The sequence below is a fragment of the Runella salmonicolor genome (assembly GCF_024158025.1).
Taxonomy (GTDB): Bacteria; Bacteroidota; Bacteroidia; order Cytophagales; family Spirosomataceae; genus Runella; species Runella salmonicolor.
The window spans coordinates 905,462-932,057 of record NZ_JAMZEL010000001.1 but is presented as its reverse complement, the minus strand read 5'-3'; the positions used below and the strand labels follow the sequence as shown (position 1 = coordinate 932,057).

General features: G+C 43.7%; 21 protein-coding genes. 14 read left to right on the top strand and 7 right to left on the bottom strand.

Annotated features, from left to right (window positions below):
* Positions 1-55: 55 nt before the first annotated feature.
* The 4 genes from NCI00_RS03895 to NCI00_RS03880 all read right to left on the bottom strand — a co-directional run bounded on the left by NCI00_RS03895 (position 56) and on the right by NCI00_RS03880 (position 3,906).
* The gene (locus NCI00_RS03895) at positions 56-703 is read right to left on the bottom strand and encodes a response regulator (protein ID WP_253525215.1); all 648 of its coding nucleotides are present in this window, start codon (positions 701-703) and stop codon (positions 56-58) included.
* 149 nt (positions 704-852) lie between these two features.
* Positions 853-1,467 (bottom strand): sensor histidine kinase, encoded by a 615-nt coding sequence (locus NCI00_RS03890; RefSeq protein WP_253525212.1) that lies wholly within the window; start codon positions 1,465-1,467, stop codon positions 853-855.
* A gap of 171 nt (positions 1,468-1,638) precedes the next feature.
* A complete protein-coding gene (locus tag NCI00_RS03885; RefSeq protein ID WP_253525209.1) occupies positions 1,639-2,358 on the bottom strand; it encodes a sensor histidine kinase in 720 nt (239 codons plus the stop codon).
* A gap of 714 nt (positions 2,359-3,072) precedes the next feature.
* Complete coding sequence (locus NCI00_RS03880; RefSeq protein WP_253525206.1) at positions 3,073-3,906, bottom strand: hypothetical protein; 834 nt, start codon at positions 3,904-3,906, stop codon at positions 3,073-3,075.
* A 217-nt stretch (positions 3,907-4,123) separates the two neighbouring features.
* On the opposite strand from NCI00_RS03880, the gene NCI00_RS03875 reads away from it, so the two are divergent.
* The 13 genes from NCI00_RS03875 (at position 4,124) to NCI00_RS03815 (ending at position 18,930) form a co-directional block, all read left to right on the top strand.
* Complete coding sequence (locus NCI00_RS03875; protein ID WP_253525202.1) at positions 4,124-5,131, top strand: hypothetical protein; 1,008 nt, start codon at positions 4,124-4,126, stop codon at positions 5,129-5,131.
* 28 nt (positions 5,132-5,159) lie between these two features.
* Positions 5,160-6,497, top strand: coding sequence for a hypothetical protein (locus NCI00_RS03870; protein WP_253525199.1), 1,338 nt, complete (start codon positions 5,160-5,162; stop codon positions 6,495-6,497).
* A gap of 2 nt (positions 6,498-6,499) precedes the next feature.
* Positions 6,500-7,741 carry a S8 family peptidase gene (locus tag NCI00_RS03865; RefSeq protein ID WP_253525196.1) on the top strand — a complete coding sequence of 414 codons (1,242 nt, stop codon included), beginning with the start codon at positions 6,500-6,502 and terminating at the stop codon, positions 7,739-7,741.
* An 81-nt stretch (positions 7,742-7,822) separates the two neighbouring features.
* Positions 7,823-9,034 carry a hypothetical protein gene (locus NCI00_RS03860; RefSeq protein ID WP_253525193.1) on the top strand — a complete coding sequence of 404 codons (1,212 nt, stop codon included), beginning with the start codon at positions 7,823-7,825 and terminating at the stop codon, positions 9,032-9,034.
* On the top strand, positions 9,031-9,549 hold the full coding sequence (locus NCI00_RS03855) for a hypothetical protein (protein ID WP_253525191.1): 519 nt from the start codon (positions 9,031-9,033) through the stop codon (positions 9,547-9,549). Before NCI00_RS03860 ends, NCI00_RS03855 begins: the two co-directional genes overlap by 4 nt.
* Positions 9,546-11,186, top strand: coding sequence for an ABC-F family ATP-binding cassette domain-containing protein (locus tag NCI00_RS03850; RefSeq protein ID WP_253525189.1), 1,641 nt, complete (start codon positions 9,546-9,548; stop codon positions 11,184-11,186). The genes NCI00_RS03855 and NCI00_RS03850 overlap by 4 nt, the downstream gene beginning before the upstream one ends.
* Positions 11,187-11,760: 574 nt before the next feature.
* Positions 11,761-12,786: a glutamine synthetase beta-grasp domain-containing protein gene (locus NCI00_RS03845; RefSeq protein WP_253525187.1), complete on the top strand. Its 1,026-nt coding sequence runs from the start codon at positions 11,761-11,763 to the stop codon at positions 12,784-12,786.
* Positions 12,787-13,089: 303 nt separating this feature from the next.
* Positions 13,090-13,455, top strand: coding sequence for a sugar 3,4-ketoisomerase (locus NCI00_RS03840; protein ID WP_253525185.1), 366 nt, complete (start codon positions 13,090-13,092; stop codon positions 13,453-13,455).
* On the top strand, positions 13,452-14,579 hold the full coding sequence (locus tag NCI00_RS03835) for a DegT/DnrJ/EryC1/StrS family aminotransferase (protein ID WP_253525183.1): 1,128 nt from the start codon (positions 13,452-13,454) through the stop codon (positions 14,577-14,579). Before NCI00_RS03840 ends, NCI00_RS03835 begins: the two co-directional genes overlap by 4 nt.
* Entirely contained in the window at positions 14,548-15,459 is a 912-nt protein-coding gene (locus tag NCI00_RS03830) for a glycosyltransferase family 2 protein (protein WP_253525180.1), read from the top strand. The genes NCI00_RS03835 and NCI00_RS03830 overlap by 32 nt, the downstream gene beginning before the upstream one ends.
* A 47-nt stretch (positions 15,460-15,506) precedes the next feature.
* The gene (locus NCI00_RS03825) at positions 15,507-16,286 is read left to right on the top strand and encodes a class I SAM-dependent DNA methyltransferase (protein ID WP_253525177.1); all 780 of its coding nucleotides are present in this window, start codon (positions 15,507-15,509) and stop codon (positions 16,284-16,286) included.
* A gap of 5 nt (positions 16,287-16,291) precedes the next feature.
* Entirely contained in the window at positions 16,292-17,857 is a 1,566-nt protein-coding gene (locus tag NCI00_RS03820) for a hypothetical protein (protein WP_253525174.1), read from the top strand.
* Between the two features lie 2 nt (positions 17,858-17,859).
* Positions 17,860-18,930, top strand: a complete 1,071-nt coding sequence (locus tag NCI00_RS03815) for a M42 family metallopeptidase (protein WP_114067103.1) — start codon at positions 17,860-17,862, stop codon at positions 18,928-18,930.
* Positions 18,931-19,037: 107 nt separating this feature from the next.
* On the opposite strand, the gene NCI00_RS03810 is transcribed toward NCI00_RS03815, so the two are convergent.
* Complete coding sequence (locus NCI00_RS03810; RefSeq protein WP_253525172.1) at positions 19,038-21,782, bottom strand: PQQ-dependent sugar dehydrogenase; 2,745 nt, start codon at positions 21,780-21,782, stop codon at positions 19,038-19,040.
* A 414-nt stretch (positions 21,783-22,196) separates the two neighbouring features.
* On the opposite strand from NCI00_RS03810, the gene NCI00_RS03805 reads away from it, so the two are divergent.
* Positions 22,197-23,942, top strand: coding sequence for a DUF885 family protein (locus tag NCI00_RS03805; RefSeq protein WP_253525170.1), 1,746 nt, complete (start codon positions 22,197-22,199; stop codon positions 23,940-23,942).
* Positions 23,943-23,999: 57 nt separating this feature from the next.
* Here the strand turns inward: NCI00_RS03805 and NCI00_RS03800 are convergent, their stop codons facing one another.
* The gene (locus tag NCI00_RS03800; protein ID WP_253525168.1) at positions 24,000-25,028 is read right to left on the bottom strand and encodes a glycoside hydrolase family 43 protein; all 1,029 of its coding nucleotides are present in this window, start codon (positions 25,026-25,028) and stop codon (positions 24,000-24,002) included.
* A 113-nt stretch (positions 25,029-25,141) separates the two neighbouring features.
* On the bottom strand, positions 25,142-26,446 hold the full coding sequence (locus NCI00_RS03795; protein ID WP_253525998.1) for a Gfo/Idh/MocA family protein: 1,305 nt from the start codon (positions 26,444-26,446) through the stop codon (positions 25,142-25,144).
* Between the last annotated feature and the right edge of the window lie 150 nt (positions 26,447-26,596).

The window sequence follows — 26,596 nt, the reverse complement described above, 5'->3', positions numbered from 1 at the left end:
TCACTATTTTGCCTGGTTTTGTTGTAGAAATATGTTGATTGCTAATGAGTTAGGTTTATAATTCTACTATTTTAAGTCGAATGGCTTCAATCACCATTCCCACCCGACTTTTGACGTTCATTTTCTGAAACACTGACTCGCGATAGCCATCGACGGTACGTGGACTGACGCACATTTTGTCGGCGATTTCGACGTAGGTGAGGTCGCTGCAAGCCAACTTAATAAACTCGGTTTCGCGGTCGTTGAGATTTAGGGCCTCGACAGGATTCAAAATGGTGTCGGGGTTGAGGCTTTTGACGAGTTTTCCCGTCACAAATTCAGAATAATAATAACCTTTCGCCACCAGTGAATCTAAGGCCATTTTGAGTTCATACGGCTTGCAGCCTTTGGGTAAGTAGCCGTGCGCGCCGTTGCGGAGCATCTCGACGATGGCTTCTTCCTTATCATTCATTGAAAGGGCCAAAATTCTTATTTTGGGATAATTGTTTTTGAGCCACAACGCCGTTTCGTACCCATTCATTTCGGGCATATTGATGTCGAGCAAAACTATGTTGGGCACCATATTGAGCTGGATGTACTTAATCAATTCTTTGCCATTGCCGACCTCGTAGATGACTTCGTATTCTTCGTATTTTTGAACCAATCCCGACAGGGCTTTGGCCATTAATTCGTGGTCATCAACAATAGCGATAGAGGTTTTCATGAGGTAGGAGAGTGGGTGTAATGAGTAAAAATAAAGTTTGCGCAGTTTGCCTAAATGTATCAAGGATTTAGGTAAAATAAAAAGAAAAAGCACTTGAATTTGTGGGTGCAATGGTGGTCTATACGAATTTAGCTTTTTTATAAAATGAGTTAATTCTTAACGGGTAGCTCAATGAGTATTTCCTTCTTTTTTTTGTTGATAAATACATACTTTCCGCCCATCAATTCGGTACGTCGGTGGAGATTATCTGCCTCTATTTTGACGTTTTTTCCCTGAAACTGAATTGAAATACTGAACAACGTAGGTGTATAATTCAGAATAACTTTAATGTTTGAAACATTGCCCGTACTCCACAGTTTGTTGATTAACTCCTGCACAATTCTGAACAACACAATTTCTTTTTCATAGCCTAACGAATACCGAGTGCCCGAAATCTGTAATTCAATGTTGACGCGGGTTGTTTTCTGAATACGCAGAATTTCGGTAGACAAACTACTGCTTAAATCGAAATTGGTGGAAAGATAGGCGTCCAGATTTCGAATCAATGTGCGTAAATCAAGAATTGTCTTGCCCACAATGTCATTGATTTGTTTGACATAATTCTGTTGCTCTTCGTCCAATGCACTTTCTTCTAGCGTACATAGATAAATCTTGGCGACGGCCAGCATCTGGCCTACGTTGTCGTACAATTCGGTTTCGATGCGTTCAAATGCCTGTTTTTGCACTTCTATCTGCGACTCAAGCACTTCATGTTGATACTCCATTAATTTTTTAGTTTGTTTTAACTCTGTCCCTTCTGCCATGCTCACTGCTGTTTTTTTGATACATTATGACCAATAAAACGACCGATACGATCGGAATAGTACGAAAGTAAAAGGATGGAATGGGGAGCGAAAGGGGAGAATTCCCGTTTTAGGGAGGGTGTTTTACGGTTTTTAGGAAACAACGGGCAATTGAAGCCGTATTTTAGTGCCGATACCCAAGGTAGATTCCAACTGACAGTTGCCACCGATGAGTTCGGTGCGGCGTTTGATATTGCGCAGGCCAGCCCCCGATTCGGTCATTTCTCGGTTCCTTAGCTTCTCATAATCAAAGCCTTTGCCATCGTCTTGAACCGTGAGGCTAAACTGAGTTGGCTCATATTGAAGTGTCACTTTGATATTTTTGGCGGCGGCGTGTTTGAGAGTGTTGTTGAGAATTTCCTGCACCACGCGAAACAGCACAATTTCTTTTTGGCCTTCCAACCGATACGGTTCGCCCTCCGTAATAATCTCGGTTTGGTACTTACTCGTAGCGCGTATACGTTGCAACTCATGCGAAAGGCTCTCCATCAGGCCAAAATCTTTGACAAAATCGCCGTCCAGACTCTTGCTCAGAGCCCGTAGTTCGTGAATGGTTTTGTCGATGACGTCGTTTACCTCGCGAATTTGGGCGGGGGTAGCTGTTTCTTCGTCTTCCAGCATATTCAGTTGGAGCCGCGCCACCGACAGCAGCTGCCCGATGTTATCATGCAACTCACCGCTGATGTGCTGTAAGGTCTGATTCTGGATTTCGAGTTGAGATTGAAGGATTTCCTGTTGGTATTGGGCGTGGAGGGCGGCTTTTTCCTGGCGGTTTTGGGTTTGGCGGCGTTGGAATATGTAAAAAAAAGACACAATGAAAAGTATCAGTAACAAAACTAATATGGTGCCTGCTAACGCAAGATAGAAGAATTCTGATGCTTGATTTGGCATATTAGACCGTAAGCGTAAAGGCCGTACAATATTATATTAAATAATCTAACAAGAAACCAAAGTTTTGATGCTAATTCTCTATCACCAGTATCAATAATTAGTATAAATGCGATTATAAAAAAGGAACTGGAATAAAAGAATAAGGTTCCCGTACAAATCCAAAAATGGGGGTTTTGAGCTAAATGTTCATCTGTTTCAGAATTCAATAATTCAATAAAGTAGGCAATAGACCATACACAATATAAGATGCAAGCCAATAATATAGCATACGTATTGAGCATTTTCAGATTTTGCAAAAAAATGGAATTGTAAACATTCCAACCTAACATGATTGGAATGCTTATAATTATCCATTTTTGAGTTTGTCTGCTTTTGATAATGTATTTGAAATAAATCCCCATTAAGCAATACTGAGCTGGTAAGAATATTGGAAAAAGCCAGCCTGCTATTTTATGCGCTGTAAACAAATTATAGTATCCCAGCGACTCTACTATCAAAGTAATTGTCAGAAGTAAAATCAGAGGCCAAAATTCTTTTTTTGAAGTAACTTTATAATATACTCCAATAAAAACGCATATTAGTATAATCAATAGATAAATGACAATAACTATTTTTTCCAAATTGCTCATATTTTATTTATTGAGGTGGGCAGCAACCAGAGCCGAAATTGTATACTTTACTAATTTCCCAATCGCCAATAGGGGTTAATCTAATATCAGGGATTGTTGAAAAAACAACAGTCAGACTCCCTTGATGATTTATATCAAAAGCAGGATGAATATAAATAGTTTTCGCTAATGGATTTTTAGCAAGAAATTCACTCAAGAATCCATCTTCCAGTCCTCTTTTATAAATATTGTGAGATACTCCTACTGTAGTGATACTTCCTCCTCCTATTCTGCCGCTAAAATTACCAGTTTTTGTCCTGAAATTATTGTCTATTTTATTGTGTTGGGTAGGGGATACTGTTTGAGAATTACACTCAATATAGTCTGTTAAAGAAGTGAAAGTTAAGTCTTTTCTGGCCATTCCTGCAATGAAAATGCTAAGATTGGCATATCTACTGCCATTGTTATTGCACCCAAATTTTATGATAAGTTCTTTGCCGACAAGGTTTTGTAAAATATAATTCTCCAATAAACTTCTGTCAACTACAAAATAATCAGCATCTTGGGAAAAGTCTATTGTTGGGTTATTGTTTTTCCAGTTATCATAATCAGTAAATAAGTTTTTAGCTTGAGGAAAATCAACACCACCTCCATCAAAACGGCTCAAAAAATTCATAACAAGAAAATCAAACTTTTCTTTGTCCTGAATAAAATTGCGTAAGAGTAGTAGCTGTTCAAAGCGTAATTCATCAAATTTGTTTAAAGTAATATCTTCCCACTTTTTGAAGGTCATACTCAAACTTTGTGGAGAATAAGGGACTTTTAACTCTTCTCTAAGATTGAAATAAAAATGCAGAGGCATAGCATTAAATATTTATAGGGTTTAAACAGATATTTAACATAGCACCCGAAAGTGCATATTTTCGATGTCGTTACAAATGTCTTTAAAAAATACCTGTTTTTTTACGTGAAAACCCTCATTTTTATACGTGAAAAATACGGTATAAAATACGGGAAGTTTCCCATAGAATGCAGGGAAAATATTTGCAACCTTTGTTTCACTAAAACCTTACAACGCGATGAATATACTCAACTCTCTCGATGTTCTCATTGGACTTATTGTTATCTATTTGGTGCTAGGCTTGGCCTGTACTGTTATCAATGAGTGGATAGATGCTACACTTCACGTACGCGCAGCACAACTTCGTAAGGGCATTGTCAAGATGTTATCAACCATTGATGGCAAATCACTTGGAGACGATTTTTTCAATCACTCAATGGTTAAAAGTTTAGAGCGTGATACCAATTATGGTCTTTTTACACGCCAAGACAAGCCTACTTATATCTCTAGCCGTACTTTCAGGGAAACACTGCTCAATATTCTAAAAAATGTAGTACAAAGCACCCCTATAAATGTCGATGGCACATTTGAAGAAATAGAAGATGGTATCAATAAACTTCCCGATAGCGACATCAAAGAGCAACTTCAAACCATCATTAGCGAGGTGAAGCGAAATACCAAAGAAGCCACCGACTGTATGAACGCCTTTCAAACTGCCCTAGACAAATGGTTTGATGAATCTATGGAACGTACCTCCGACTGGTATAAGCGCCGAGTACAGTTATGGACGTTTTTGTCGGGAATTATTTTTTGTACGGTACTTAACATAGACACCCTCAAAATTTCTCAATATCTGTGGCAAAACCCCGAAGCACGCGCAGCTTATGTGAAGGCGGCTGATGCTATTGTTCGACAAACTTCCAGCAATTCACTTGTACTTGACTCCCTCAAAAAACAACTATCCAACGGGGACTCATTACAAATAACTGAAGCCAAGCAACAAATAGATTCATTAACCAATCGGCTGAGAACCCAACTGGCACAAGGCACTACGATACCCATGGGCTGGGAAACGGAGGAAATACCCACGGGCGATGCGTTGTTGGGATACTGGCTACGCAAATTAGCAGGACTTATCATCAGTATTGGCGCCGTAAGCGCAGGCGCACCGTTTTGGTTTGATATGCTCAAGAAGGTGATGAATATTAGGAGTGCGCTGAAGATGAAGACGATAGGGAAGGAATAATGATTTTTTCACTTAAACACATACTATAATGAAGACTTCCATTTTTAGCATTTTGCTATTACTTTATGTTACTACCCTTTGGGGACAAACTTCAGAAGAAATTAAAGCAGACAGCTTGCGCTTGAAAAAACTTCAACTCGATAAAGCTATCGTAGAGGCGCAGAATGCTTTGACAAATGCACAAGACGCTCCGGTTACAGCCGAAAAAACAGCCGCGGAGGCAGCAAAACAACAGGACTTAGCGGATGCAAAGGCAATAAAAGATTTATTGGGAGCATCGTTGCCAACACCTCTTACAGGAAATATTACTTTTAGCAACAACGAAAACGCCCTTGCTGAAACAAGAGTACTCATTTACAAGAATTTAGATTTATTGATCAAGAAATACTTGCAACAAATATCAGACACCAAGTGTACCCCTTTGAAGTGCAATGATTCCTCTAAAATTGTCATCCATAATGCTTCTCTTTATAATTCTTTGCCAAATTACATGGCATTGATAGAAGAAATAGAACTTATTTTAAAAAGTTATGAAACTCAACTAAATAAAGTTCAAAATAGGGCGGTTAATAACCCTCTAACAGCAATTTCAGTAGGCAATGAAGTTTTGAAAACGCTTCTTTCCTTATCAACGATGTTTCGAACAGAAACCGACTTTAGAATCAATGATGAGGAAATTAGTGAGAGTTCACTGGTGTCTATGCTAAGACAAAGAGACACCTGCTGTTTAAGAAAATACTACTACCCAACTATAATGCCTTTGGTCGCATCTAAAAAAAGCCCTTTGCTGAGTATTATTTTTAAGATAGATAGTGTAAAGGCTCAATTAGAGAAGGAAATCAATACGTTTAAGCAAGATGAGAAAGAAAAACTAACAAACAAAAAGGAGGGTTTGGAAAAACAGAAAGCAGAACAAGATAAAAAGATTTCGGAGGCTTCTGCCTCCATAAAACCTCAAATACAAAAAATTATTGATAGCTTGAAAATCGAGATTGCAAAAATAGAAAAGCAAATTCCTTTAGCTGGAAATAAATTTGATAATGACAAAACAAGCACCGATACAATCTATGACAGACTACGAAAAGAGCTTTTTGAGAAAGATTCTACTACTAAAACTACATTATTGAACTCTTTATTAAGAGCCGAAGCCCTTTTGGATGTTTTAAAAAGTGGTGCTTATACGCTTAGACTGAGTGCGAAGGGTAAGGGAACGAATAAAGTCAAGAAGTTTTTATGGAGGACTACACTCAAACATTCTGGATTTGTAGAAATGGAGTATCAACTTTTTGATGCGGAGTCTGTATTAATTCAGGCAGATGCGATGTACGAGTACAGCCCATATACTAAAACAAAAGACATCAAATAACGATGAAAACGAGGCGAATTATTGTTAAAATGAGAGAAGGGCATGCGTTGTCAGACCTTTTGAGTTCTGACAAAATAACCTTCAAGGCCGAAGCATTAGGTCAGTTTGAGGGCGACGAAAATGCTAATAGCCATCTAGACCCGTTTTCGAAAAAGAATGATATTCCTGAAAAAGAGCATTACAACGCACCATTTTATCATAAACTCGGCAAAATGGACAAAGAAACTTACCGAACCTTCAAGATTGATTGTGCCAATGAAGAGGAATTTAGGAAAGTGATGGATAGTTGCGAAAATCAAAAAGGCAAAGTAGAATTATTGTATGAAGACGGTCTCATTTATCTCCACGCCCCCCCGCCCAATGACCCCGAGTTTATCAAAACACAACGTAAAATATATGATCAGTTGGGTGTAGAAGAATGTTGGGACTTTGTGAGAGGTACAAGTCAGATTGTTGGAGTGATTGATACGGGAGTTCTTACAACCCATCCAGATATAGCACAGAATCTTTGGAAAAGAGGTACTCAGGTGGGATATACCTATCCAAATAGCCAAAGAATGGAAGATACTGCTGGACATGGCACACCAGTAGCAGGTATAATTGGAGGTATCGGTAACAACGGTATTGGCATTGTAGGAGCCGCTCCCGAGGCGTTGGTACAAATGCACAAACTTTTTCTTCGAGGTACCGAAGAATTCATGAGTCAGGCACAGACCGCTATCAATACTGCTAAACAGGATAAAATAAGAATAATGAACTGCTCTTTTGGAATTGAATCAAGTTTTCGAAATACTGATGCTGAAAGAGAATTTCAACGTTGTATCAATAGCCTTAGCGACACTATATTGTTTGTCTTTTCAAGCGGGAATGGTACTGATAACGATTTAAATAGGATTGATATTAGCACTACTTTTCTGAATGAACTTCCTAATGTTTTGAAAGTCGGGGCGTTAGATGGCAATAACCAAAAAGCATCTTATTCGAACTTCGGGCGGGATGTTGTTTATGCTTATGGAGATATAATGAGTACAAACAATACAAATTCATATGCTATGTTTCACCATACATCTGCTGCAGCACCGCAAGTATCGGGTATCTGCGCATTGTTGATGAGTGCTTTCCCTCATGTCCCCGTTCAAAAAATTAGGAATGCGATATTAATGACAGCAAATCATGAGAACGACCGAGTGAATGCCATTGGAGCTTTAAAACTTTTACAACAACAGGAGTCTATTTTTGTATAGACAGTTGCAACTTTCCAATTTACCGTTAGTTTTTCATTTCAAAACAAAACCATCTCGCGGGTAGCTTAACCTTCAAGCAACATGAAACTAACCAACGACAACTCAATGAAGGCGCGTCTGATAAGAAAACTTACCAAAAATCGAATCGCGCACAGTGAGTTGAACACACTGATGACAATGGCGACTGCCGACGACCTAAAGTCCATCACTCAATCGGTTTTTGACATGGACGAAGCGACCTTGCTTGAGCGGTCGGCAGTGGAAGGGGCTACGCGATGGCTCAATAGCCTTAAAAACGACCGCCGTAAAGACCTGTATGTTAAGAAGATTCAACATTCGCCCCGCAATGAGCTCAAAAAAGTGGTAGCCGAAGGTGATTCTTGGTTCAACTATCCGATTATTCTCACGGACATTCTCGACTGGATTAGTATGGACAAAAACACGGCTGTTTTCAGCCTTGCTTCGGCCTCCGATTGGCTGGTCAATATTCTGGCATCTAGGGAGTATGTCAATGGGCTATCAGTCCATCAGCCCGATTTTTTTCTGATGAGCGGCGGAGGTAATGATGTAGGAGGAATGAGTCGCATGGCGCTTATGGTGACGCATAGGCCTAATACAACCTCGGAGTTGCACTACAGTGATTGGGCAAAACATCTTATCGAAAATGCCCACAAAAAACCGTACCTATTGCGCAACGAAGTAAGTTTGGATGCTCGAAAACCAACCGAAAAAAGGTGGAACAGGGCCATTGGCTATTTATCTAAAGACTTTTTTGCGTTGATGATGCTCTTTCGTTTGCAGTATTACTCGCTCTTTCATAGTCTGTTGGTAAGCGGTAATGAAAAATTTCCCGACCTAAAAATCATTACCCAAGGCTACGATTTTCTGGTACCTTCCGACAATAATGGCTGGGGTGTCAACCCGTTAAAATGGTATATTCCCATCCTTCGTTGGATTGGGCATGGTTGGTGGCTGAAAAAACCGTTGATTTTTAAAGAATTATCTGATGAAGAATTGCAACTGGATATTCTCTATGCGTGCATGTATTTCTTTAATGAAATGATGATTGAACTCGAAGAGAAATTTATGGAGCTTCACCCAACGGCCAAAGGACGCCTTTTTCACATCGACTCGCGTGGGTTGGTGCAGGCCCATGAATGGACGGACGAGATTCATCCTCAACCCCATAAGTTCAGAATTATTGCCCAAACTTACCTTGCCTGTATTCACGGAGAGGCTGCTACTTATAAGCATGTCTATCGCTCGGTCAATTACCAACCAAAAAAGTTATGAAAATTTCATCACTCCTATTTATCGTTGTTGGTGGTTTAACTGCGTACCTATTTTTTACAATGGCGGCTATTTTTCAAGGAAATTTAGACCCTTGCTGTAACTTCTGGCCCACTGCTGAGTGTTTAGAGGAGCAGTTTAAGTTGCTTACTTCTATCCAAAAATGCCAACTTCTCGACGTCGTTCATCTCGACTATTGGTACCTCATTTGTTATCCATTTTTGCTTGGAATCTGGGTATATCGTGAAATGCAGGCGCAAATATTGCTTTGGACCAATACCCTACTCAGGTGCTGTTTGTTGGTACTCGCTATTTTGTTCTTGGCTGATATAACCGAAACTATCCTTTTGGAACAGCTTCTTAAAGGTATTACATATCCATTTAAAGTCATTGCCATATTCACTCGTCTCAAATGGGCAACCCTTACTTTTGTACTTTTAATTCTTTTGATTAGTATAATAGGGCGTAAAACAGGCCTTTTCCCTTTATCTTTGCGGCTCAAAAACCGAATTGAATGATTTCAGTAGATAACGTAACCGTAGAGTTTGGGGGAAGGGCCTTGTTTAGTGATGTAACCTTCAACATCAACGAAAAAGACAGAATAGCCCTCATGGGCAAAAATGGAGCAGGGAAGTCCACCCTGCTCAAAATCATAGCGGGTGCCGACAAGCCCACACGCGGCAAAATCTCCGCTCCCAACGATGCCGTGATTGCCTACTTGCCACAGCACTTGCTGACGCAGGATGATTCAACGGTTTTTGAAGAAACCGCCAAGGCGTTTGCCGAAGTGTTGGGAATGAAAACCGAACTAGATGAACTAAACCATCAGTTAGAAACACGAACCGACTATGAATCAGACGCATATATGGCCATCATTGAGCGCGTGTCGGAGTTGAGCGAGAAGTACTATTCGACCGAAGAAGTCAATTATGACGCTGAAATCGAAAAGACACTTTTAGGGCTGGGCTTTCTGCGCTCGGATTTTGATCGGAAAACCAATGAGTTCAGCGGTGGCTGGCGGATGCGAATCGAGTTGGCCAAAATTCTGTTGCAGACGCCCGATTTGATTTTGTTGGATGAGCCTACCAACCACCTCGATATTGAATCGATTCAGTGGCTGGAGGAGTTTTTGATCAATACCGCCAAAGCCGTCATCGTTATCTCGCACGACCGGGCTTTTGTCGATAACATCACCAACCGCACCATTGAAATCACCATGGGGCGCATCTATGATTATAAGGTAAACTACTCGCAGTACCTCCAACTCCGAAAAGAGCGCCACGAACAGCAGCAAAAGCAGTTTAACGACCAGCAGAAAATGATTGCCGAAACCACCGAGTTTATTGAGCGTTTTAAAGGAACGTACTCAAAAACCTTGCAGGTGCAGTCGCGGGTGAAAATGCTGGAAAAACTGGAGATTGTGGAAGTCGACGAAGTAGATACGTCGGCGCTCAACCTGAAATTCCCGCCTGCACCGCGCTCAGGCAATTATCCCGTCATTGTGGAGCAATTGAGCAAAAGCTACGGCGACCACTTGGTGTTTAAAGATGCAAGTATGACCATTGAGCGCGGCCAGAAAGTGGCGTTTGTGGGCAAAAACGGCGAAGGAAAATCTACGCTCGTCAAGGCCATCATGGGGGAGATAGAGTACGAGGGGGAAATGAAACTCGGACACAATTCCATGATTGGTTATTTTGCGCAGAATCAAGCCGCTTTGTTGGATGGAGATTTGACCGTGTTTCAGACGATTGATAACATTGCCGTGGGTGATATTCGCACCAAAATCAAAGACCTTTTGGGGGCGTTTATGTTTAGCGGCGAGAGTATTAACAAGAAGGTCAACGTGCTTTCGGGTGGAGAGCGTACTCGCTTGGCCATGATTAAACTACTACTCGAACCCGTCAATCTTTTGATTCTGGATGAGCCTACCAACCACCTCGACCTCAAAACAAAAGATATTCTGAAGGATGCTCTCAAGGCTTTCGAAGGAACCATCATTCTGATTTCGCACGATCGTGATTTTTTGGACGGGCTGGCGGAGAAGGTGTTTGAGTTTGGAAACAAGCGCGTCAAAGAACACTTGGAAGACATCAACGGTTTTTTGCGTAACAAGAAAATGGAAAACTTGCGTGAGATTGAACGTAAAGATAAATAACAAATAATTGGTAGTTATCTGACTACTTAGCCCCGTATTTCTTGCCTGAGAAATACGGGGTTTTTCTTTGGTCCACGCTGCGTTTTCAAAATTGAGAAGCCTTGAATACTGCACAAAATTACAATAAACTTCATGGTTGACCCACGTGATACCAAACGGCAGAATAAAAGTGCTTTTAATCTAAAAATAGGTTGTTTTTAGGGTTCGTAAGAGAGAAAAAAACAGTTTAAAAGAGGGATAAATCCTATTTTAGCCCAATTTTAGTGGCTTTTTGCTTCTTCAAACTTTTGCCAATTCTCTATAAATATTCTTTTCTGAGTATTGTTTTTAATCTTACTTTCTCCATATTTTACATCTTTGTTGCAAAAGTTGGCAAAATTGGCTCTATCTTGTTTTTGTACAAATATTTACCTTGTTAGTATAATTTACGGCCTTTTTCTTCCATAAAAAATGGTTAATGTTAAAAAATATAAAATTTTATTTGGTGATTTAATAAAAACACATTAATTTTGAATCCGTAAAAAGTACAACAACACCAAGTGAATTATTCAACCACCTAAAATCATACATGTCAATGGCAAAGGCTAAATTAGAGTACATCTGGTTGGACGGCTACAAGCCCACCCAAAGTTTGCGTAGTAAAACCAAAATTGAGAACGATTTCTCAGGTAAATTGGAAGATTGCGATATGTGGTCGTTTGATGGTTCTTCAACAGAGCAAGCACCAGGCGGTTCGTCTGATTGTTTATTGAAGCCCGTTTTTATCTGCCCCGATCCAGAGCGTTCAAAATTAGGTACGCCTGCTTATTTGGTGATGTGCGAAGTGCTAAACTCTGATGGTACTCCACATGAGTCTAATGGCCGAGCTACTATCGAAGATGGTGACAATGATTTTTGGTTTGGATTTGAGCAAGAGTATTTCTTATGGAATCTCGAAACTAATAAACCCCTAGGCTTCCCTGCCAATGGTTACCCTGCTCCACAAGGTCCATACTATTGCTCAGTAGGTGCTCAAAACGCTTTTGGACGTGACATCATCGAAGAGCATCTTGAGTATTGTCTTCAGGCAGGTTTGAACGTGGAAGGTATCAATGCCGAGGTAGCAACAGGACAGTGGGAGTTCCAAATTTTCGCTAAAGGTGCCCAAGAAGCAGGTGACCAAATCTGGGTAGCGCGTTATTTGTTGGAGCGTATGGGTGAAAAATACGGCGTAGGTATCAACTGGCACTGTAAGCCACTCGGTGCTACCGACTGGAACGGTTCGGGTATGCACGCCAACTTCTCAAACACTGTTTTGAGAACTGCAGGTAATAAAGAAACTTTCGATAAAATTTGTCAAGCGTTTGCGCCAGTAGTAGCTGAGCACATCGCGGTGTATGGTGCGGATAACCACCTACGTTTAACTGGTAAGCACGAAACACAATCAATTGACCAATTCTCTTACGGTGTATCTGACCGTGGAGCATCTATTCGTATCCCAATTGTAGCGGTAAAAAGAGGCTGGAAGGGATATTTGGAAGATCGTCGTCCCAACTCGGCTGCCGATCCTTATAAAGTAGCGGCTCGCATTATCAAGACCGTTAAAGGCGTGAAAATCTGATTTTTGGAATACATAGCACTAAAAAACCCCGTCTTTGGCGGGGTTTTTTGTTGTAAAGATTTCGACTTATAGGAATGTTTTTGTGGGTTTTTGATGTCTCTTTTTGTTGTTTTGGTACAAAATTAGATTTGTACAATTACTTATTTTATATATTAAATTTTGATTAATTTTTTTTCGCGGCTCAGTCGCTAAATTTTATTTTCTTTAAAACCGCTGAAAACAGGCAGAAAAACTTGTTTTTTTTTCTTTTCTTTAAGGAAAATTTTAATTTTTCGCGTTTCTAACAGCGTTATCTTACCCTATATGCCCCAACTGATTGAATTAAGTACCTTTGGTGACCCCAATGGAAAGCTTACCGTTTTTGAAAAAATTCTTCCTGGTGACATTAAAAGAGCCTTTTATATCTACGGAGTCCCTCCTGGAGAGCAAAGAGCCAAGCATGGACATAAAAAAACATGGAATGCCCTTATTCCAGTAGCTGGAAGTTGCCGAATCATTGTTACTTCGAAAGATGGTGAGCAGACTTTTTATCTAAATCATCCAGCACAATGTCTAATTATTCAGCCAGGAGATTGGCACATCATGGACGAGTTTTCATCGGATGCTATCTTACTGGTTTTGTCTAACGAATACTACGATAAAGAAGACTACGTATACCAAAAACCATGATACCTCACCTAGACCTAAAGCAAATCAATCGGCCGTATCAGGCTGAAATTGCCGAAGCTATGCAAAGAGTGGCGGAGTCGGGATGGTATGTGTTGGGTAGAGAGGTCGCTTCTTTTGAGCAAAATTGGGCTGCTTATTGCGGTGTTTCGCATTGTATTGGAGTGGCCAATGGCCTCAATGCGTTGGAATTGATATTTAAAGCCTTCGATTTCCCCGAAGGAAGTGAGGTGATTGTGCCTGCCAACACCTACATTGCTTCTATACTTTCGGTAACGAATTTGGGACTAAAACCCGTGTGGGTAGAGCCTGACCCCAAAACCTATAACATTGACCCCAAAAAAATTGAGCGGAAAATTACCCCAAAAACCAAGGCTATTTTGGCCGTGCATCTTTACGGCAAATGTTGCACCATGAAACCCATTTGGGAGCTTGCTCAAACCTATGATTTGAAAATTATTGAGGATGCGGCCCAAGCCCACGGAGCAACTTATGCTGGACTAAAAGCGGGTAATCTGTCGGATGCTGCGGCATTTAGTTTTTATCCAACCAAAAATTTGGGCGCTTTGGGAGATGCTGGTGCCGTGACTACAAATAATGCCGAATTGGCGCGCAAAATATCAAGCCTGCGCAATTATGGCTCCACCATCAAGTATTACAACGACCACGTAGGTACCAACAGTCGATTGGATGAATTGCAGGCGGCGATTTTGAACGTAAAGTTGGGGTATTTGGATGCCGAAAACATACGCCGCCGAGAATTGGCCCGTTATTTTCTATCCGAAATCAAAAATCCTGATTTAATACTGCCAAACGCGAAAACGCTGTACGAAGACGCTTGGCACCTTTTTGTGGTCAGGCATCCTAAAAGAGAAGAATTTATCGACTATTTAATGGACAATGGCATTCAGGCCACGGTTCATTATCCCGTTCCGCCTCATAAACAAAGAGCTTACGCTGAATATAATCACTTAAGTTTGCCCATTACGGAGCAAATTCACAACGAAGTGGTGAGTCTGCCGCTTCATCCTGCGCTGACCAACGAAGAGGCCGCGTATATTGTTCAAACCATCAATCAATCCGTTTTTCAAGCTCATGCTACTGTCGGTTATTATTCCGGTATATAATAGTGCCCGGACCATCGGCAGGCTGGTTGAACATGTACTGGAAACGTTGGACAAAAATACGGTAGAAATCATTTTGGTCAACGATTGTAGCCGCGACGAATCCGAAAAGGTCTGTACAGAGTTGGCGCGTCGTTTTGAGCAAGTTAAGTTCATCTCGCTTCGTCGAAACTTTGGGGAGTTTAATGCGGTCATGTGCGGGCTAAACCATGCTTCGGGAGATTACTGTGTGATGATTGACGATGATTTTCAGAACCCTCCTTCCGAAATTCTGAAATTAATGACCACTGCCCAAGACCATCAGTATGACGTTGTTTTTTCGTTTTATGGTCAAAAACAACATTCATTGTTTCGAAACTTTGGTAGTATGCTCGTCAATCGCCTTACTACTTGGCTTTTGGAAAAACCCAAGGACCTGTATTTGTCGAGCTTCAAACTTATCTCGAAGCCAGTAGTGCAAGAAATCATCAAATACAAAGGACCTTATCCTTATATTGACGGATTGATTTTCCGCGTAACGCGCAACGTGGGGCGGGTGCAGGTATCTCATAACAAACGCGAAGATGGGCAGTCGGGCTATACGCTGCGAAAACTGACGTCTTTGTTTTTGACGATTCTGTTTGGTTATTCCCTCAAACCCCTGCGGCTACTCACGGCGGCGGGTTTATTGTTTATGGGATTGTCATTTGTTTCGGCGTTGGTTGATGTAATACTTTATGCGTTTCGTGCGCAGTTTTTTATTCTTAATTCTGCCCTTATTTTACTTATTTTTTTTAGTGGAATGATTTTGACGGCTTTGGGGGTGGTGGGAGAGTACATTGGCCGGATTTATATGGCTCAAAGCGGGCTGCCGCAGTATATCGAGAAAAGTGTTTCTAAATAATGAATGCCAAAACATATTTTCCGAACTAGTGATATTTTTGTGAACCCATGATAGGTAAATACGACGAATATAAACGGATGTATGATGCGGAACGCCATTTGTGGTGGTACCGGGTTTTGCACCAGAAGGTGACAAGGAGTATTAAAAAACACTTCCCAAACCGCCCTGATATTTCAATTCTTGATGCTGGCTGTGGCACTGGAGGAATGCTGATGCACTTGCTTGAGCAGGGGTTTTCGAATATTGAAGGGTTTGATTTTTCGGAAGATGGCGTTGCTTTTTCACAAATGAGAGGTTTGGCCGTGACCCATCATAACCTCACAAAAATTGCCGACTACAAGCCTGGGCAGCAATTTGATGTTATCATCTGCAACGATGTTTTTACTTATTTCAGCGATGCCGTGATTCAGGAAATCGTAATGGGTATTCGTACTAAACTTAAACCTGGGGGGATTTTTATTACAAACAATAATTCCCACGAGGCTTTTTCGGGAATACATGATATTGTGGTAGGCGGCCAAAAACGTTTTATCAAAGAGGATTTGGAACGATTGGTAGATAGGGCAGGCTTATCTATTTCTTATTGGACTTACTGGAGTTTTTTCCTTTCCCCCCTTATTATGGCGGTTCGAGCGTGGCAACGTTTTCAGTTGCGTCGGGGATGGATAGATTTGTCAAAACAAGCTTCTGATGTGGCAGTACCTCCTTTTTTTATTAATATTCCCCTTTATTGGCTTGTCAAGCTGGAAGAGGCGGTTTTACCCCGGGCATCGTTCGGGAGCTCCCTTTTTACAGTAATGAATCCTGCCAGTCAGGTAAAGGAGTAAGATAAATGCATAAAATTAAAACAGTTAATTGGCTTTTAATAGGGCTGATGGTGGGGGTGTTTCTGCTTAGGTGGAGCAATATGAGCCCGCGCGAGCCTAATATTGATACAAGTACGTGGTTGGCGGGGGTTATTTCGATTGATAAATCCTCCGACCCGATTTGGACTTGGCTCAATTATACCGACGGTCGCCCCCTCACGGTTGTGCCGTTGCTCATAGCCAGTGCACTGGGGTTTGACGCCACTTACCCCGTGGCCGAAGGAGTCGGGATTATTTGTTGGTTGTTTACCTTCGTTATTTTATATCAAACACTTCGTTGGCTTTCTCGATCAGCTTTACGAGCGTTGACGGTGATATTGCCGTTGCTGACTTGGCTGGGAACCACCGCCTACCACGACCATATTGCCTATAACTCAGAAGCAGTGAGTGTATTGATGCTCACCGCTGGCATCAGTGCGTACGTTTATGCGTTTCATCGGCGAGATTTACCCGCGGGCAATCGTCAGCTTTCGGTTGTGTTTTGGCTAAGTTTGGGAATTGGGTTGGGCTTGCTGGTCTATGCTAAGTTTCAAAATGTGCCAATGGGCTTGATTATTGCCGCTTTTCTTGCCTACGAACTTATCATCCAAAAAGGCTGGAAAAGCCTGGGTTGGTTGGTGGTTGGAGGGTTTATGCCCACTTTAGTCGTCAACGTTTATTTTGCCCTGCGCGGAGAGCTAGATACGTTCTGGAACAACTACTTTTGGTATTATTTTTATTACGGGTATTCGGACGAATTTTCTAAACTACCTGTATGGAAACGCTTCAGCCCTTGGCGGGTGGGGAGTTTGATGTGGCAAAGCTACGCCATCCGTTTTGTGTTTGGCGGGTGGTGTTTGGCGGTGCTTGTGGGCTTTCTAGGCACCGTAAAAAAAGTAAGTTTAGACCGTTCTAATCGCCTGTTGCTGTTTGCGGTTACTTTTTTGGTGGTTACTTTTTACGCAATTCTACAATCTGGAAACCCCTACACGCATTACACGCTCTTTCTACCGATGCCGCTTACTTTTCTCATCGGGGTGCTGTTGAGCCGCCCTTCAGCACTCCAATGGAGCTCGCTGAAAAATTGGGTATATGGAATTGTATTGGTAAGTGCCATAGGGCAGGGGATTTTTAACCTTACCAACCGCCAACCGCTGGAGCCCCTTGGATACGATGAAATTGACCAACAGGTGGTGAAAATTATCAAAGAAAATACGAAACCTACTGACCATCTGGTTATCTGGGGCTACGCAGATCGGTTTTATGTTTATACGGGACTGCCGATGGGCTACCGCTGGCCGCACACCATCGGAATTTATTGGCCCAGCGCCCAGCATGACATTCGGGTGAAAGACTTTTTGGCGGATGTGAATCAAAATCAACCCGTCATTTTTGTGGATTTGAACGGGAGTTTGATAAATACGGAAGGAAAAACCGAGCACCAACATGAGTATTTCCCGCCGATTGCTAATTTTGTAAAACAACATTATCAACTGATAGCCCAAGTAAATGATGGTTCTCCAAAGGGCGCGCGGATTTATAAACGAAAGTAAAAATGAACGAAAAAAGCACCGAATTTTTGTATACCTACCTCAACAATGCTTCGCCCACTGGTTTTGAATCGTCGGGACAGCAAATTTGGTTGGATTATTTAAAACCCTACATTGATGATTATTTTGTGGATACCTACGGAACCGCCGTGGGCGTCATCAATGAAGGAAAACCCTACAAAGTCGTGATTGAAGCCCACTCCGACGAGATTTCTTGGTTTGTCAATTACATTTCCGACGACGGTTATATTTACGTCATCCGCAACGGGGGCTCTGATGCCGTCATTGCGCCTTCCATGCGGGTTAATTTACACACCAAAAAAGGTGTTGTCAAAGGCGTTTTTGGCTGGCCTGCCATCCACGTGCGTGAGCTCGCCAAAGATACCGCTCCTAAAGTGGCTGACCTGACGATTGACGTAGGCGCAACCACAAAGCAGGAAGTGCTGGACATGGGGATTCATGTCGGAACGGTGGCTACTTTCTCGGATGGCCTGTTTGAATTGAACAACCGTTATTTTGTAGGACGGGCGTTGGACAACCGCATTGGTGGATTTATGATTGCGGAAGTAGCTCGCCTGTTGGACGAAAATGCCATCAACCTGCCTTTTACGCTTTACATTGTCAACTCGGTACAGGAAGAAATCGGCCTGCGCGGCGCGGAGATGATTGTGCGTCGTCTGAAACCTGACTTGGCCATTTGTACAGACGTAACGCACGATACCCAATCGCCGATGTATAAGAAAAAAGAGCAAGGGGATTTGAAATGCGGAAGCGGCCCAGTGTTGTGCTACGGTCCAGCAGTGCAAAACAACGTATTGGATATGCTGATTCAGGTAGCCGAAGAGAAAAAAATTCCGTTTCAGCGCCAAGCCGTCAGCCGTTCTACTGGAACAGATACCGATGCTTTTGCGTACGCAACGGAAGGGGTGGCCTCGGCTTTAATTTCACTTCCGCTCAAATACATGCACACCACCGTTGAAACGGTTCATAAAGAGGACGTGCAGAATGTCATTAACCTCATGTACGAAGTGTTGGTGCAATTGAAAGGAGATGAGGATTTTAGATACTTGAAGTAAGTAATGATAGTTTGAAAAAATAATGGTTTTTATTCAGCAAAGTGCCCGTTTAAGGCACTTTGTTTTTTTTAGCCTATAAAGTTTTGCTCAAAGCTCTTCCCGTTCTCTTAATTGCATCCCTGAATTTGAGCTTTAAATACGCTACCAGCTTCGGCCTGAAACCCTGGGTTTAATTCAATTGCAGCTCCTGCCTGATAAACAACATTCGCTCCGCTTTGAATGAGGTTGGCGGCTTGGATGGTTTGCCCCGCCTGAATCGTCATGGGTTCACCGTTCGCTAGGGTTTGGGTCAACGTGCGGGCGGGTGGGCAAGGATCCGTGACGGTAAACTCACGCTCGGCAAACGCGCCGTTGGTGGTATAAGTCCCCGCCTGAACGGCGCGTACCCGTACCGTTCCTTCTTGCCCAGTAAGCGTGATGAGGTTTCCATTGGAAAGGGTGGCGGGCCCGCTTACCACAAAATACTTGATGGCAAACCCCGAAGAAGCAGTGGCATTGAGCGTAAAAGCAGGTGAGGTGATTAGCTTGGGCGGGACAGAATCCAGCGTAACCGTTTGTTGCGTAATGGGCCGCGTGACGTTGAAAGTCCGCTCCACAATCGGGGCTTGATTATAGTTAGTGAGAGTGCTTCCGTGTTGAGCAGCCCGAATTGTTACTTGTCCAGGTTTTCCCGTTAAAGTGACGGTTGAGCCGCCTATGGTTGCGGGGCCCGAAACCAAGTAGTAGGAAACAGGCAACGTAGAACTCGCGGTAGCATTTAGGGCAAACGCCGAAGCCGTCGTTAGTTTGTCGGGGATAGCGGGGAAAGTAATGGATTGTTGTAAACCGACACAATTGAGGTTAATGTCTTTGGTATAAGTTGTTGATAACCCCTGCTGGTCGGTGACGATGAGATAAATCCGAATCCAATACGTAGCCACTCCCTTTTCGCACTCCAAAGAAGGGAGAGAGATGTTCTGGTCGTTGTTGGTGTAGGTTGTGTAAAGGTGCTCGTGGTCATTGTGAGCGAGCATGATTTTCCAGACGTACGTAAGTTGAGCGCTGTCGGTGTGGTCGTCGGAGGCAAAGGCGCTGAGGGTGATAGGGTATGCGGCATTGGCCGCGATAGAATTTAGCGAGTGAATACTGCTGCTGTCGATGACGGGAGGGGTGTTGTTGAGGCTTACGTAGAGAGAATCGTAGCCTTTTTCGCCGTTGGGGTCGGTTACGGTGAGTTTTACTTTGTACGATGTTTGGCCCGCATTCGTAAAAACGTGATGAGGGGCGAGGGTGGTTTCTACGGGGCTACCATCACCAAAATTCCACTGATAAGTAATTGTTTGGTTGTCGGGGTCGTAGGAGTCTAGGGCCGAGAAAGCCGTGATGAAAGGGCTGCTGCCCGCCGTGGTATCAGCTTTAATTTTGGCAATAGGCGGTTGATTGAAAGGCGAATAGCGCATTCGACGAATTTCCAGATTTCCATACGTAACGTAGTAAATAGTACCTTCTATGGGGTGAATGGCCATACATACCATACCCCCGCCAATGTTATAATTGAAACGATTGACGTATTGGACATTGTAGTTCGCATCTAATTTTACGTTATAAACAATCCCGCTGGCATCACCCACAAAATAAGTGTTTTTGTACGCGGGAGGATAGGTATCTTTATTATAATACACACCAGCTACGGCTGAGTTGCCCTGCATGGGGTTGATGCCAGGTACCTGTGCACTGCCGATGTTAAATATAGTGTCATTTTTGATAGCGCGACCTGGCGTATTTTCAGGAGTGGTACGGTAGTCTATAATGGGTTTGATAGGATTGGCTGGCCAGTAAGCGGAGGGGCGGTTATGGGTTTTATTCATTCCTTCAATACGTGGCCAACCAAAGTTTTGCCCGCCTTCTACCACCATATTATATTCTTCTTTATCACCTTGTCCTACATCACCCACCAAAAAATCTCCAGGGTCGTCGGTGTGATTTCCGGTGAGGGGAATGTGCATGATTCGGAAAGGGTTTCGAAATCCGCTCGCCCAAACTCTGGACTGGGCGGTGCGTGGGCTGGCGGCGTTATAGTACGGATTGGAGGGTAGGCCGTCTCCCGTATTGGGGTCGATACGTAGGAGCTTACCGCTATGAGAGCTAAGGAGTTGAGAGCGATTCGCTCCGATGTTTTCGGCGTTGGTCATTACGCCTCTATTCAGACATTCCTGATAGGCGGTTTCGGGGTGTGAACCATTATCATCGTTGGAGTAATAAGCGCCGTCGCCCGTCGAAACGATGAGCGAATTGTCGGTTCCAAACACCAACGTACCCCCCATGTGCGATAGCTTTGTGATGGGTATTCCCGTGGAGTTGCTTTCGCCAATGAGGATTTTATTTAATGAACTACCATAATCGGTCGTTGGCAAAAGGGTTGGGTGATTTGGGTTGTTGGCTTTGAAGCGTTTGACCCTCCCAATGGCGGCATCTTCGCTGCTGCCCCCTACAATGTGACTTGAATAATACACATAAAAAAAGCCATTGGTAAAAAAATCAGGGTCTAGCACAAAACCCAACATTCCTCCATCAAAATTACCTTTGACATCGCCTCGAATGTCAAGCATCAGCGACCATGAATAATTATTTTTATTTGTGTTGGGCAGTACATACGGCAATACAAATACTTTTCCGTCTTTGGTCCACGCGAAAGTTCGTCCATTTGCGTCAAATGTAATCCCAACGATAGCTTCAGAATAGGTGCCATTCCAAATCCCCCTAAACGATTCATCGACAAAGCCAGATTGAACTTGTGCAGTGCTGTTTAATGCAGAGATAAGCAGTGTAACAATGAAAAATGCCGTTTTTTTTAATATAAAATTCAGTCTCATTTTTTCGATTTCAGTTCAAGAGTTCTTTCGTTGAGACTTTTTTTGTCTTTGAAAGTTACTCTCTATTTACAAACGGTAAAATTAGCTGAATGTTCTAACAGTTGTATACCGTACGATAAATGACGTCTTTGTCTCTTTTGGATATTTTATTTATTAACAATGAGATTGCCTGGGTTTTGTTATATACGGATAAAATAAACCAAAAGTTTATCTGACTCAAGAACAAAATGCGCTGACTTCTGTGGAAGGGGCGTTTTATTTAGGGATTTACAAAGAAGAGAAAACTCTGACTACGATGCTGTAAGGCATTTGTTACAATTTGATTACTTTTGTTAACGTGCAGGATTGGTGATAAATACCACTTCAATGAGCGCGCGTAAACCCTTTCATTTCGAAACTAACCCTTTTGATTTCATGCTATTCCCCAAACACTATTTGGTGAGTGCAGTACTGACCTTTTCAGGTTTGTCTGCGGCGTATGCTCAACCTTCCCCCACCAATTCGTTGTATAAACAAACGAGCGAAGTCCACCATTTGATGACCAATTATGCCGCCGACCGGGGCAGTCTGACGCGGTTTTACGTGGTCGAAAACTCCCCCGAACGCCGCCAGCGACTGGAAAAATTGACCAGTGATTATCTGGGACAGCTCCAAAAAATGGACTTTGACAAATTACCCGTTGATAGCCAAGTGGATTATGTATTGTTTCAACGAAACTTACAGGTCGATATTCGAGAATTGGGTAAAGAAGCGGTGGAAGTGGGGCAGATTCAGCCTTGGTTTCCGTTTGCGGAGAAGATTTATGCGTTGGAGAAATCACGTCGCCGCGGTGCGGCCGTTAATGGAGAGCAGATGGCCACGGAATTTAATGCCCTTGGTCTGGAAATAGCCGAAGCGCGTAAAGCCGTGGCGAAAATGGACAAAATCGACCCAGTGTTGGCCGAACGGGCCGCTGGCACCGCTACGGGACTGAAATCCGCCCTGAAAAGTGTCTTTGAGTTTTACAACGCCTATGACCCCAACTTTACGTGGTGGATGCCTGAGCCGTACAAAAAAGTGGATACGCTGTTGACTTCGTATGCCAATCTGTTTGCAAAAAAAGCCAAGTCTGGCGCTCCTTTCAAAGACGACGGCAGCGGTATCAATGGGGTAGCGGTAGGGCGCGATGAGCTCATTCGTCAATTGGAATTTGAGTTTATTTCCTATACGCCCGAAGAACTCATCGACATTGCCAACAAAGAATTTGCGTGGTGCGACCGCGAATTACTGAAAGCCTCCCGTGAGATGGGCTTTGGCGATGATTGGAAAAAAGCACAGGAAAAAGTCAAAAACTCGATGGTGCCAGTGGGAAAACAGCCCGAAATGATTTTGCGGCTCTACAACGAATCGGTGTCGTTTTTGAAACAAAAAGACCTAATCACGATTCCGCCCATTGCCGAAGAAACCTGGCGCATGGCCATGATGTCGGCCGAGCGGCAGAAGTTTAGCCCGTTCTTTTTGGGCGGCGAAACGATTTTGATCTCGTACCCTACGGCGGCCATGTCGCACGAAGATAAGCTGATGAGTATGCGCGGCAACAACCCGCATTTTTCGCGCGCTACGGTTCACCATGAGCTTATCGCAGGGCATCATTTACAGGGTTTTATGAACAACCGTTACAAAACCTATCGCCGTTTCCGCACTCCGTTTTGGACCGAAGGCTGGGCGTTGTATTGGGAGATGATTTTGTGGGATATGAACTTTCCTCAGTCGCCCGAAGACCGCGTTGGGATGTTGTTTTGGCGGATGCACCGCTGCGCCCGGATTATTTTCTCGCTCAACTACCACCTCGGCAAATGGACTCCGCAGCAGTGTATTGACTTCCTCGTGGACCGCGTAGGCCACGAGCGCGCCAATGCCGAAGGGGAAGTGCGTCGGTCGTTTGTGGGCGGCTATGAGCCGCTGTATCAACTGGCCTACATGACGGGCGCGTTTCAGTTTTATGCGTTGAAAAAGGAACTGGTCGATACCAAAAAAATGACATACAAGGAGTTTCACGACGCCGTGATGCAACAAAACTCCCTGCCCGTAGACATGGTCAGGGCCGTGATGACCAATAAAAAACTAAGCCGAGACTATAAGTCAAACTGGAAGTTTTATACACCCCCCGCAGTGAAGTAGGGGGACGTAAATAGGGGTGGATAAGGCTTGACTTACTCACCCCTATTTTGTTTTAGATCAATTTACTTTCGGAATCGACATTTCTACCTCAGGTGAGAGCGGACTCCCAAAAACAGGAACGCCGTCGGCGGTGAAGGTGAAGGGCTGCATACGGGGCGCTCTCTGTTTGCCGCAGCCTTGGCCCGCTTCCGAATTGGCGTGGTAAAGAATCCAATTTTGGCTTCCATCGGGCGACTTAAAAAAGCTATTATGCCCAGCGGCATGAGTTCCTGATATATTGTTTGCCCAAAATACGGGGGTTGGATGCTTCTTCCAAGACGCAGGATTCATTAAATCGGCAGTGGGAGCAGCGTGAATCATACCCAAAGCATAATAGTCTGTCCAGCAGCCACTTGCCGAAAAAATGATGTTGATTCTGCCGTTTGGACTTTTGAGAAACTGGGGGCCTTCATTGACCAATACAATGGGCTTATCGTCAGGCCCGGGGCGAGTGAGTAAGCCGTGGTGTTCCCATTCAAACTGGGGGTCAGCGATGCGGATACGCTTGCCGACACAGGTCCACGGATTGCTCATTTTGCACAGATAAATATCCTGGCGACCATTCTCGTCGCCCTCCCAGCCCGACCATGTAAGATACATTTGGCCATTGTGCTCAAAGACCGAACCATCAATGGCCCATTTGTCTTGGGGTGTTTTGAGTTGCCCTTTCATCATCCAAGTGCCTTGGGTCGGGTCAGGGGAGGAGTTTTCTAATACGTACAGCCGGTGATTGCGGTTTCGACCGTCGTCGGCGGAAAAATAGATGTACCATTTATTTTGTAAGAAATGCAGTTCGGGTGCCCAGATTTCCTTTGAATAAGGGCCCGTGGCGGGTGGAGTCCAGATAACCGTTTTTTGAGCCGTGGCGAGTTGCGACAAATCCTTGGTTTTCCAGATGGTCAAATCTTTGCCAGTGGTATGCATGTAAAAATAAAAGCCATCTTTGTAAATCGACCACGGGTCGGCTCCCGCGGGGAGCAGCGGGTTTTTGAAGGTTTGGGCTTGCGCAAAGACATGGAATAGAAAGAAGAAAAGGATTTTTTTCATCAGTAATTGTAAAGTTTTTTAGGATACTTTCTTCAAAAGTAAAACCGCAAAAGAATGACGGTCACTTTTGCGGTTTTACATTGCTTATTGCTCTGTTTTTCAGTTGAAAACAACTACACTTTCGGGTATTCCCAACCCTTCCGATACGCTCTTTCTAGAAGTTTGTTGGCTTCCGGGTCGTTTTTGATGATTCCCTTTTCTCCGTCCCATTCTATGCTTCGTCCTGCCTTCATGGAGAGCATACCAAGCAGTGCCATGTTGCTGGAGCGATGGCCGATTTCGATGTCACAAACAGGAGTTCTTTTTTTCTCAATGGAGTCCAGAAAATCAGCCCAAAGGTTGGCAATGTTTTGCTGGTCAGGCATATCAAGTTTGGCATCTTCGTGGATAACGGGTTTTTTGGAGTCGGTTGGGTAAAATGTCCAACCATCAAGCCAGCCCATGTGAAAAGTACCTTCTGTTCCGTAGAAATAGCAACCTACGGCCTGTTGGGGGTGGGTTTTTTCGGCGTTATTTCCCGCAAATTGGCGGTGTTCCCAGGTTGCGGTGAAGTTTTCAAATTCATACACGGCCACTTGATGGTCGGGCGCGTCGGTATTGTCGGTTTTGATGGCGCGTCCACCAGCAGAGAACACTTTACGCGGGTATTTTTCTTCCATTATCCACAACAATTGGTCGAGCCAGTGAATACCCCAGTCGCCCAACGTGCCGTTGGCGTAGTCGAGGTATTGACGAAAACCGCGCGGGTGAATTTTGGTATTAAAGGGGCGGAGCGGTGCGGGCCCGCACCACATGTCCCAATCCATTCCTTGAGGGGTTTCGCTATCGGGGGTTACTTGACCAGGGCCGCCGCCATAGTGTACAAACGTGCGCACCATTCCGATTTTGCCGGCTTTGCCTGAACGGATAAAATCCCGACCCGAGATGTTGTGCGGTGATACGCGGCGGTGCGTTCCTACTTGTACCACTTTGCCAGTTTTGCGGGCCGCCGCCACCATGGCTTTCCCTTCGTTGATGGTGTGACTGATGGGTTTTTCGACGTACACGTGTGCGCCCGCTTGCACCGCCGCGATGCAAATCAGCGGATGCCAGTGGTCGGGCGTAGCCACAATCACAATTTCGGGTTTTTCGGTCGCTAGTAGTTCCCGAAAATCGCGGTATTGTTTGGGTTTATCACCGTTTAGTTTTTCTACTTCCGCCGTGGCCTTGCCGATTTGATTTTGGTCGACGTCGCACATCGCTACTACTTTCGACTGCCCTGCGGCTATGGCGGCCCGTAGGATATTCATACCCCACCAACCCGTACCGATGAGTGCCGTACGGTACTTGGTGGCGCGTGGCGCGGCGATTCCGTAGGGAGAAAACAGAGTAGCAGCCGTTCCGACGGCAGTGCTTTGAATGAAAGTACGACGATTGATCATGGTGTATGCTGGTAAGGATTTTGTTTAATAACTCAAAAAGAGCGTTTAAACACAAACCTCCCCAACAATACGGGCAAAAATATTTGTTGCTTTTCGTAGTCGAAATTCAGTGCATCAACCAACGGTATATGAGAGCACCGCTTGGAT

What these genes read in the sequence shown, in the direction of transcription:
- NCI00_RS03895 (WP_253525215.1), bottom strand. Translation starts at nt 703, where the DNA reads ATGAAAACCTCTATCGCTATTGTTGATGACCACGAATTAATGGCCAAA.
- NCI00_RS03890 (WP_253525212.1), bottom strand. Translation starts at nt 1,467, where the DNA reads ATGGAGTATCAACATGAAGTGCTTGAGTCGCAGATAGAAGTGCAAAAA.
- NCI00_RS03880 (WP_253525206.1), bottom strand. Translation starts at nt 3,906, where the DNA reads ATGCCTCTGCATTTTTATTTCAATCTTAGAGAAGAGTTAAAAGTCCCT.
- NCI00_RS03875 (WP_253525202.1), top strand. Translation starts at nt 4,124, where the DNA reads ATGAATATACTCAACTCTCTCGATGTTCTCATTGGACTTATTGTTATC.
- NCI00_RS03870 (WP_253525199.1), top strand. Translation starts at nt 5,160, where the DNA reads ATGAAGACTTCCATTTTTAGCATTTTGCTATTACTTTATGTTACTACC.
- NCI00_RS03865 (WP_253525196.1), top strand. Translation starts at nt 6,500, where the DNA reads ATGAAAACGAGGCGAATTATTGTTAAAATGAGAGAAGGGCATGCGTTG.
- NCI00_RS03860 (WP_253525193.1), top strand. Translation starts at nt 7,823, where the DNA reads ATGAAACTAACCAACGACAACTCAATGAAGGCGCGTCTGATAAGAAAA.
- NCI00_RS03855 (WP_253525191.1), top strand. Translation starts at nt 9,031, where the DNA reads ATGAAAATTTCATCACTCCTATTTATCGTTGTTGGTGGTTTAACTGCG.
- NCI00_RS03850 (WP_253525189.1), top strand. Translation starts at nt 9,546, where the DNA reads ATGATTTCAGTAGATAACGTAACCGTAGAGTTTGGGGGAAGGGCCTTG.
- NCI00_RS03845 (WP_253525187.1), top strand. Translation starts at nt 11,761, where the DNA reads ATGGCAAAGGCTAAATTAGAGTACATCTGGTTGGACGGCTACAAGCCC.
- NCI00_RS03840 (WP_253525185.1), top strand. Translation starts at nt 13,090, where the DNA reads ATGCCCCAACTGATTGAATTAAGTACCTTTGGTGACCCCAATGGAAAG.
- NCI00_RS03835 (WP_253525183.1), top strand. Translation starts at nt 13,452, where the DNA reads ATGATACCTCACCTAGACCTAAAGCAAATCAATCGGCCGTATCAGGCT.
- NCI00_RS03830 (WP_253525180.1), top strand. Translation starts at nt 14,548, where the DNA reads ATGCTACTGTCGGTTATTATTCCGGTATATAATAGTGCCCGGACCATC.
- NCI00_RS03825 (WP_253525177.1), top strand. Translation starts at nt 15,507, where the DNA reads ATGATAGGTAAATACGACGAATATAAACGGATGTATGATGCGGAACGC.
- NCI00_RS03820 (WP_253525174.1), top strand. Translation starts at nt 16,292, where the DNA reads ATGCATAAAATTAAAACAGTTAATTGGCTTTTAATAGGGCTGATGGTG.
- NCI00_RS03815 (WP_114067103.1), top strand. Translation starts at nt 17,860, where the DNA reads ATGAACGAAAAAAGCACCGAATTTTTGTATACCTACCTCAACAATGCT.
- NCI00_RS03810 (WP_253525172.1), bottom strand. Translation starts at nt 21,782, where the DNA reads ATGAGACTGAATTTTATATTAAAAAAAACGGCATTTTTCATTGTTACA.
- NCI00_RS03805 (WP_253525170.1), top strand. Translation starts at nt 22,197, where the DNA reads ATGCTATTCCCCAAACACTATTTGGTGAGTGCAGTACTGACCTTTTCA.
- NCI00_RS03800 (WP_253525168.1), bottom strand. Translation starts at nt 25,028, where the DNA reads ATGAAAAAAATCCTTTTCTTCTTTCTATTCCATGTCTTTGCGCAAGCC.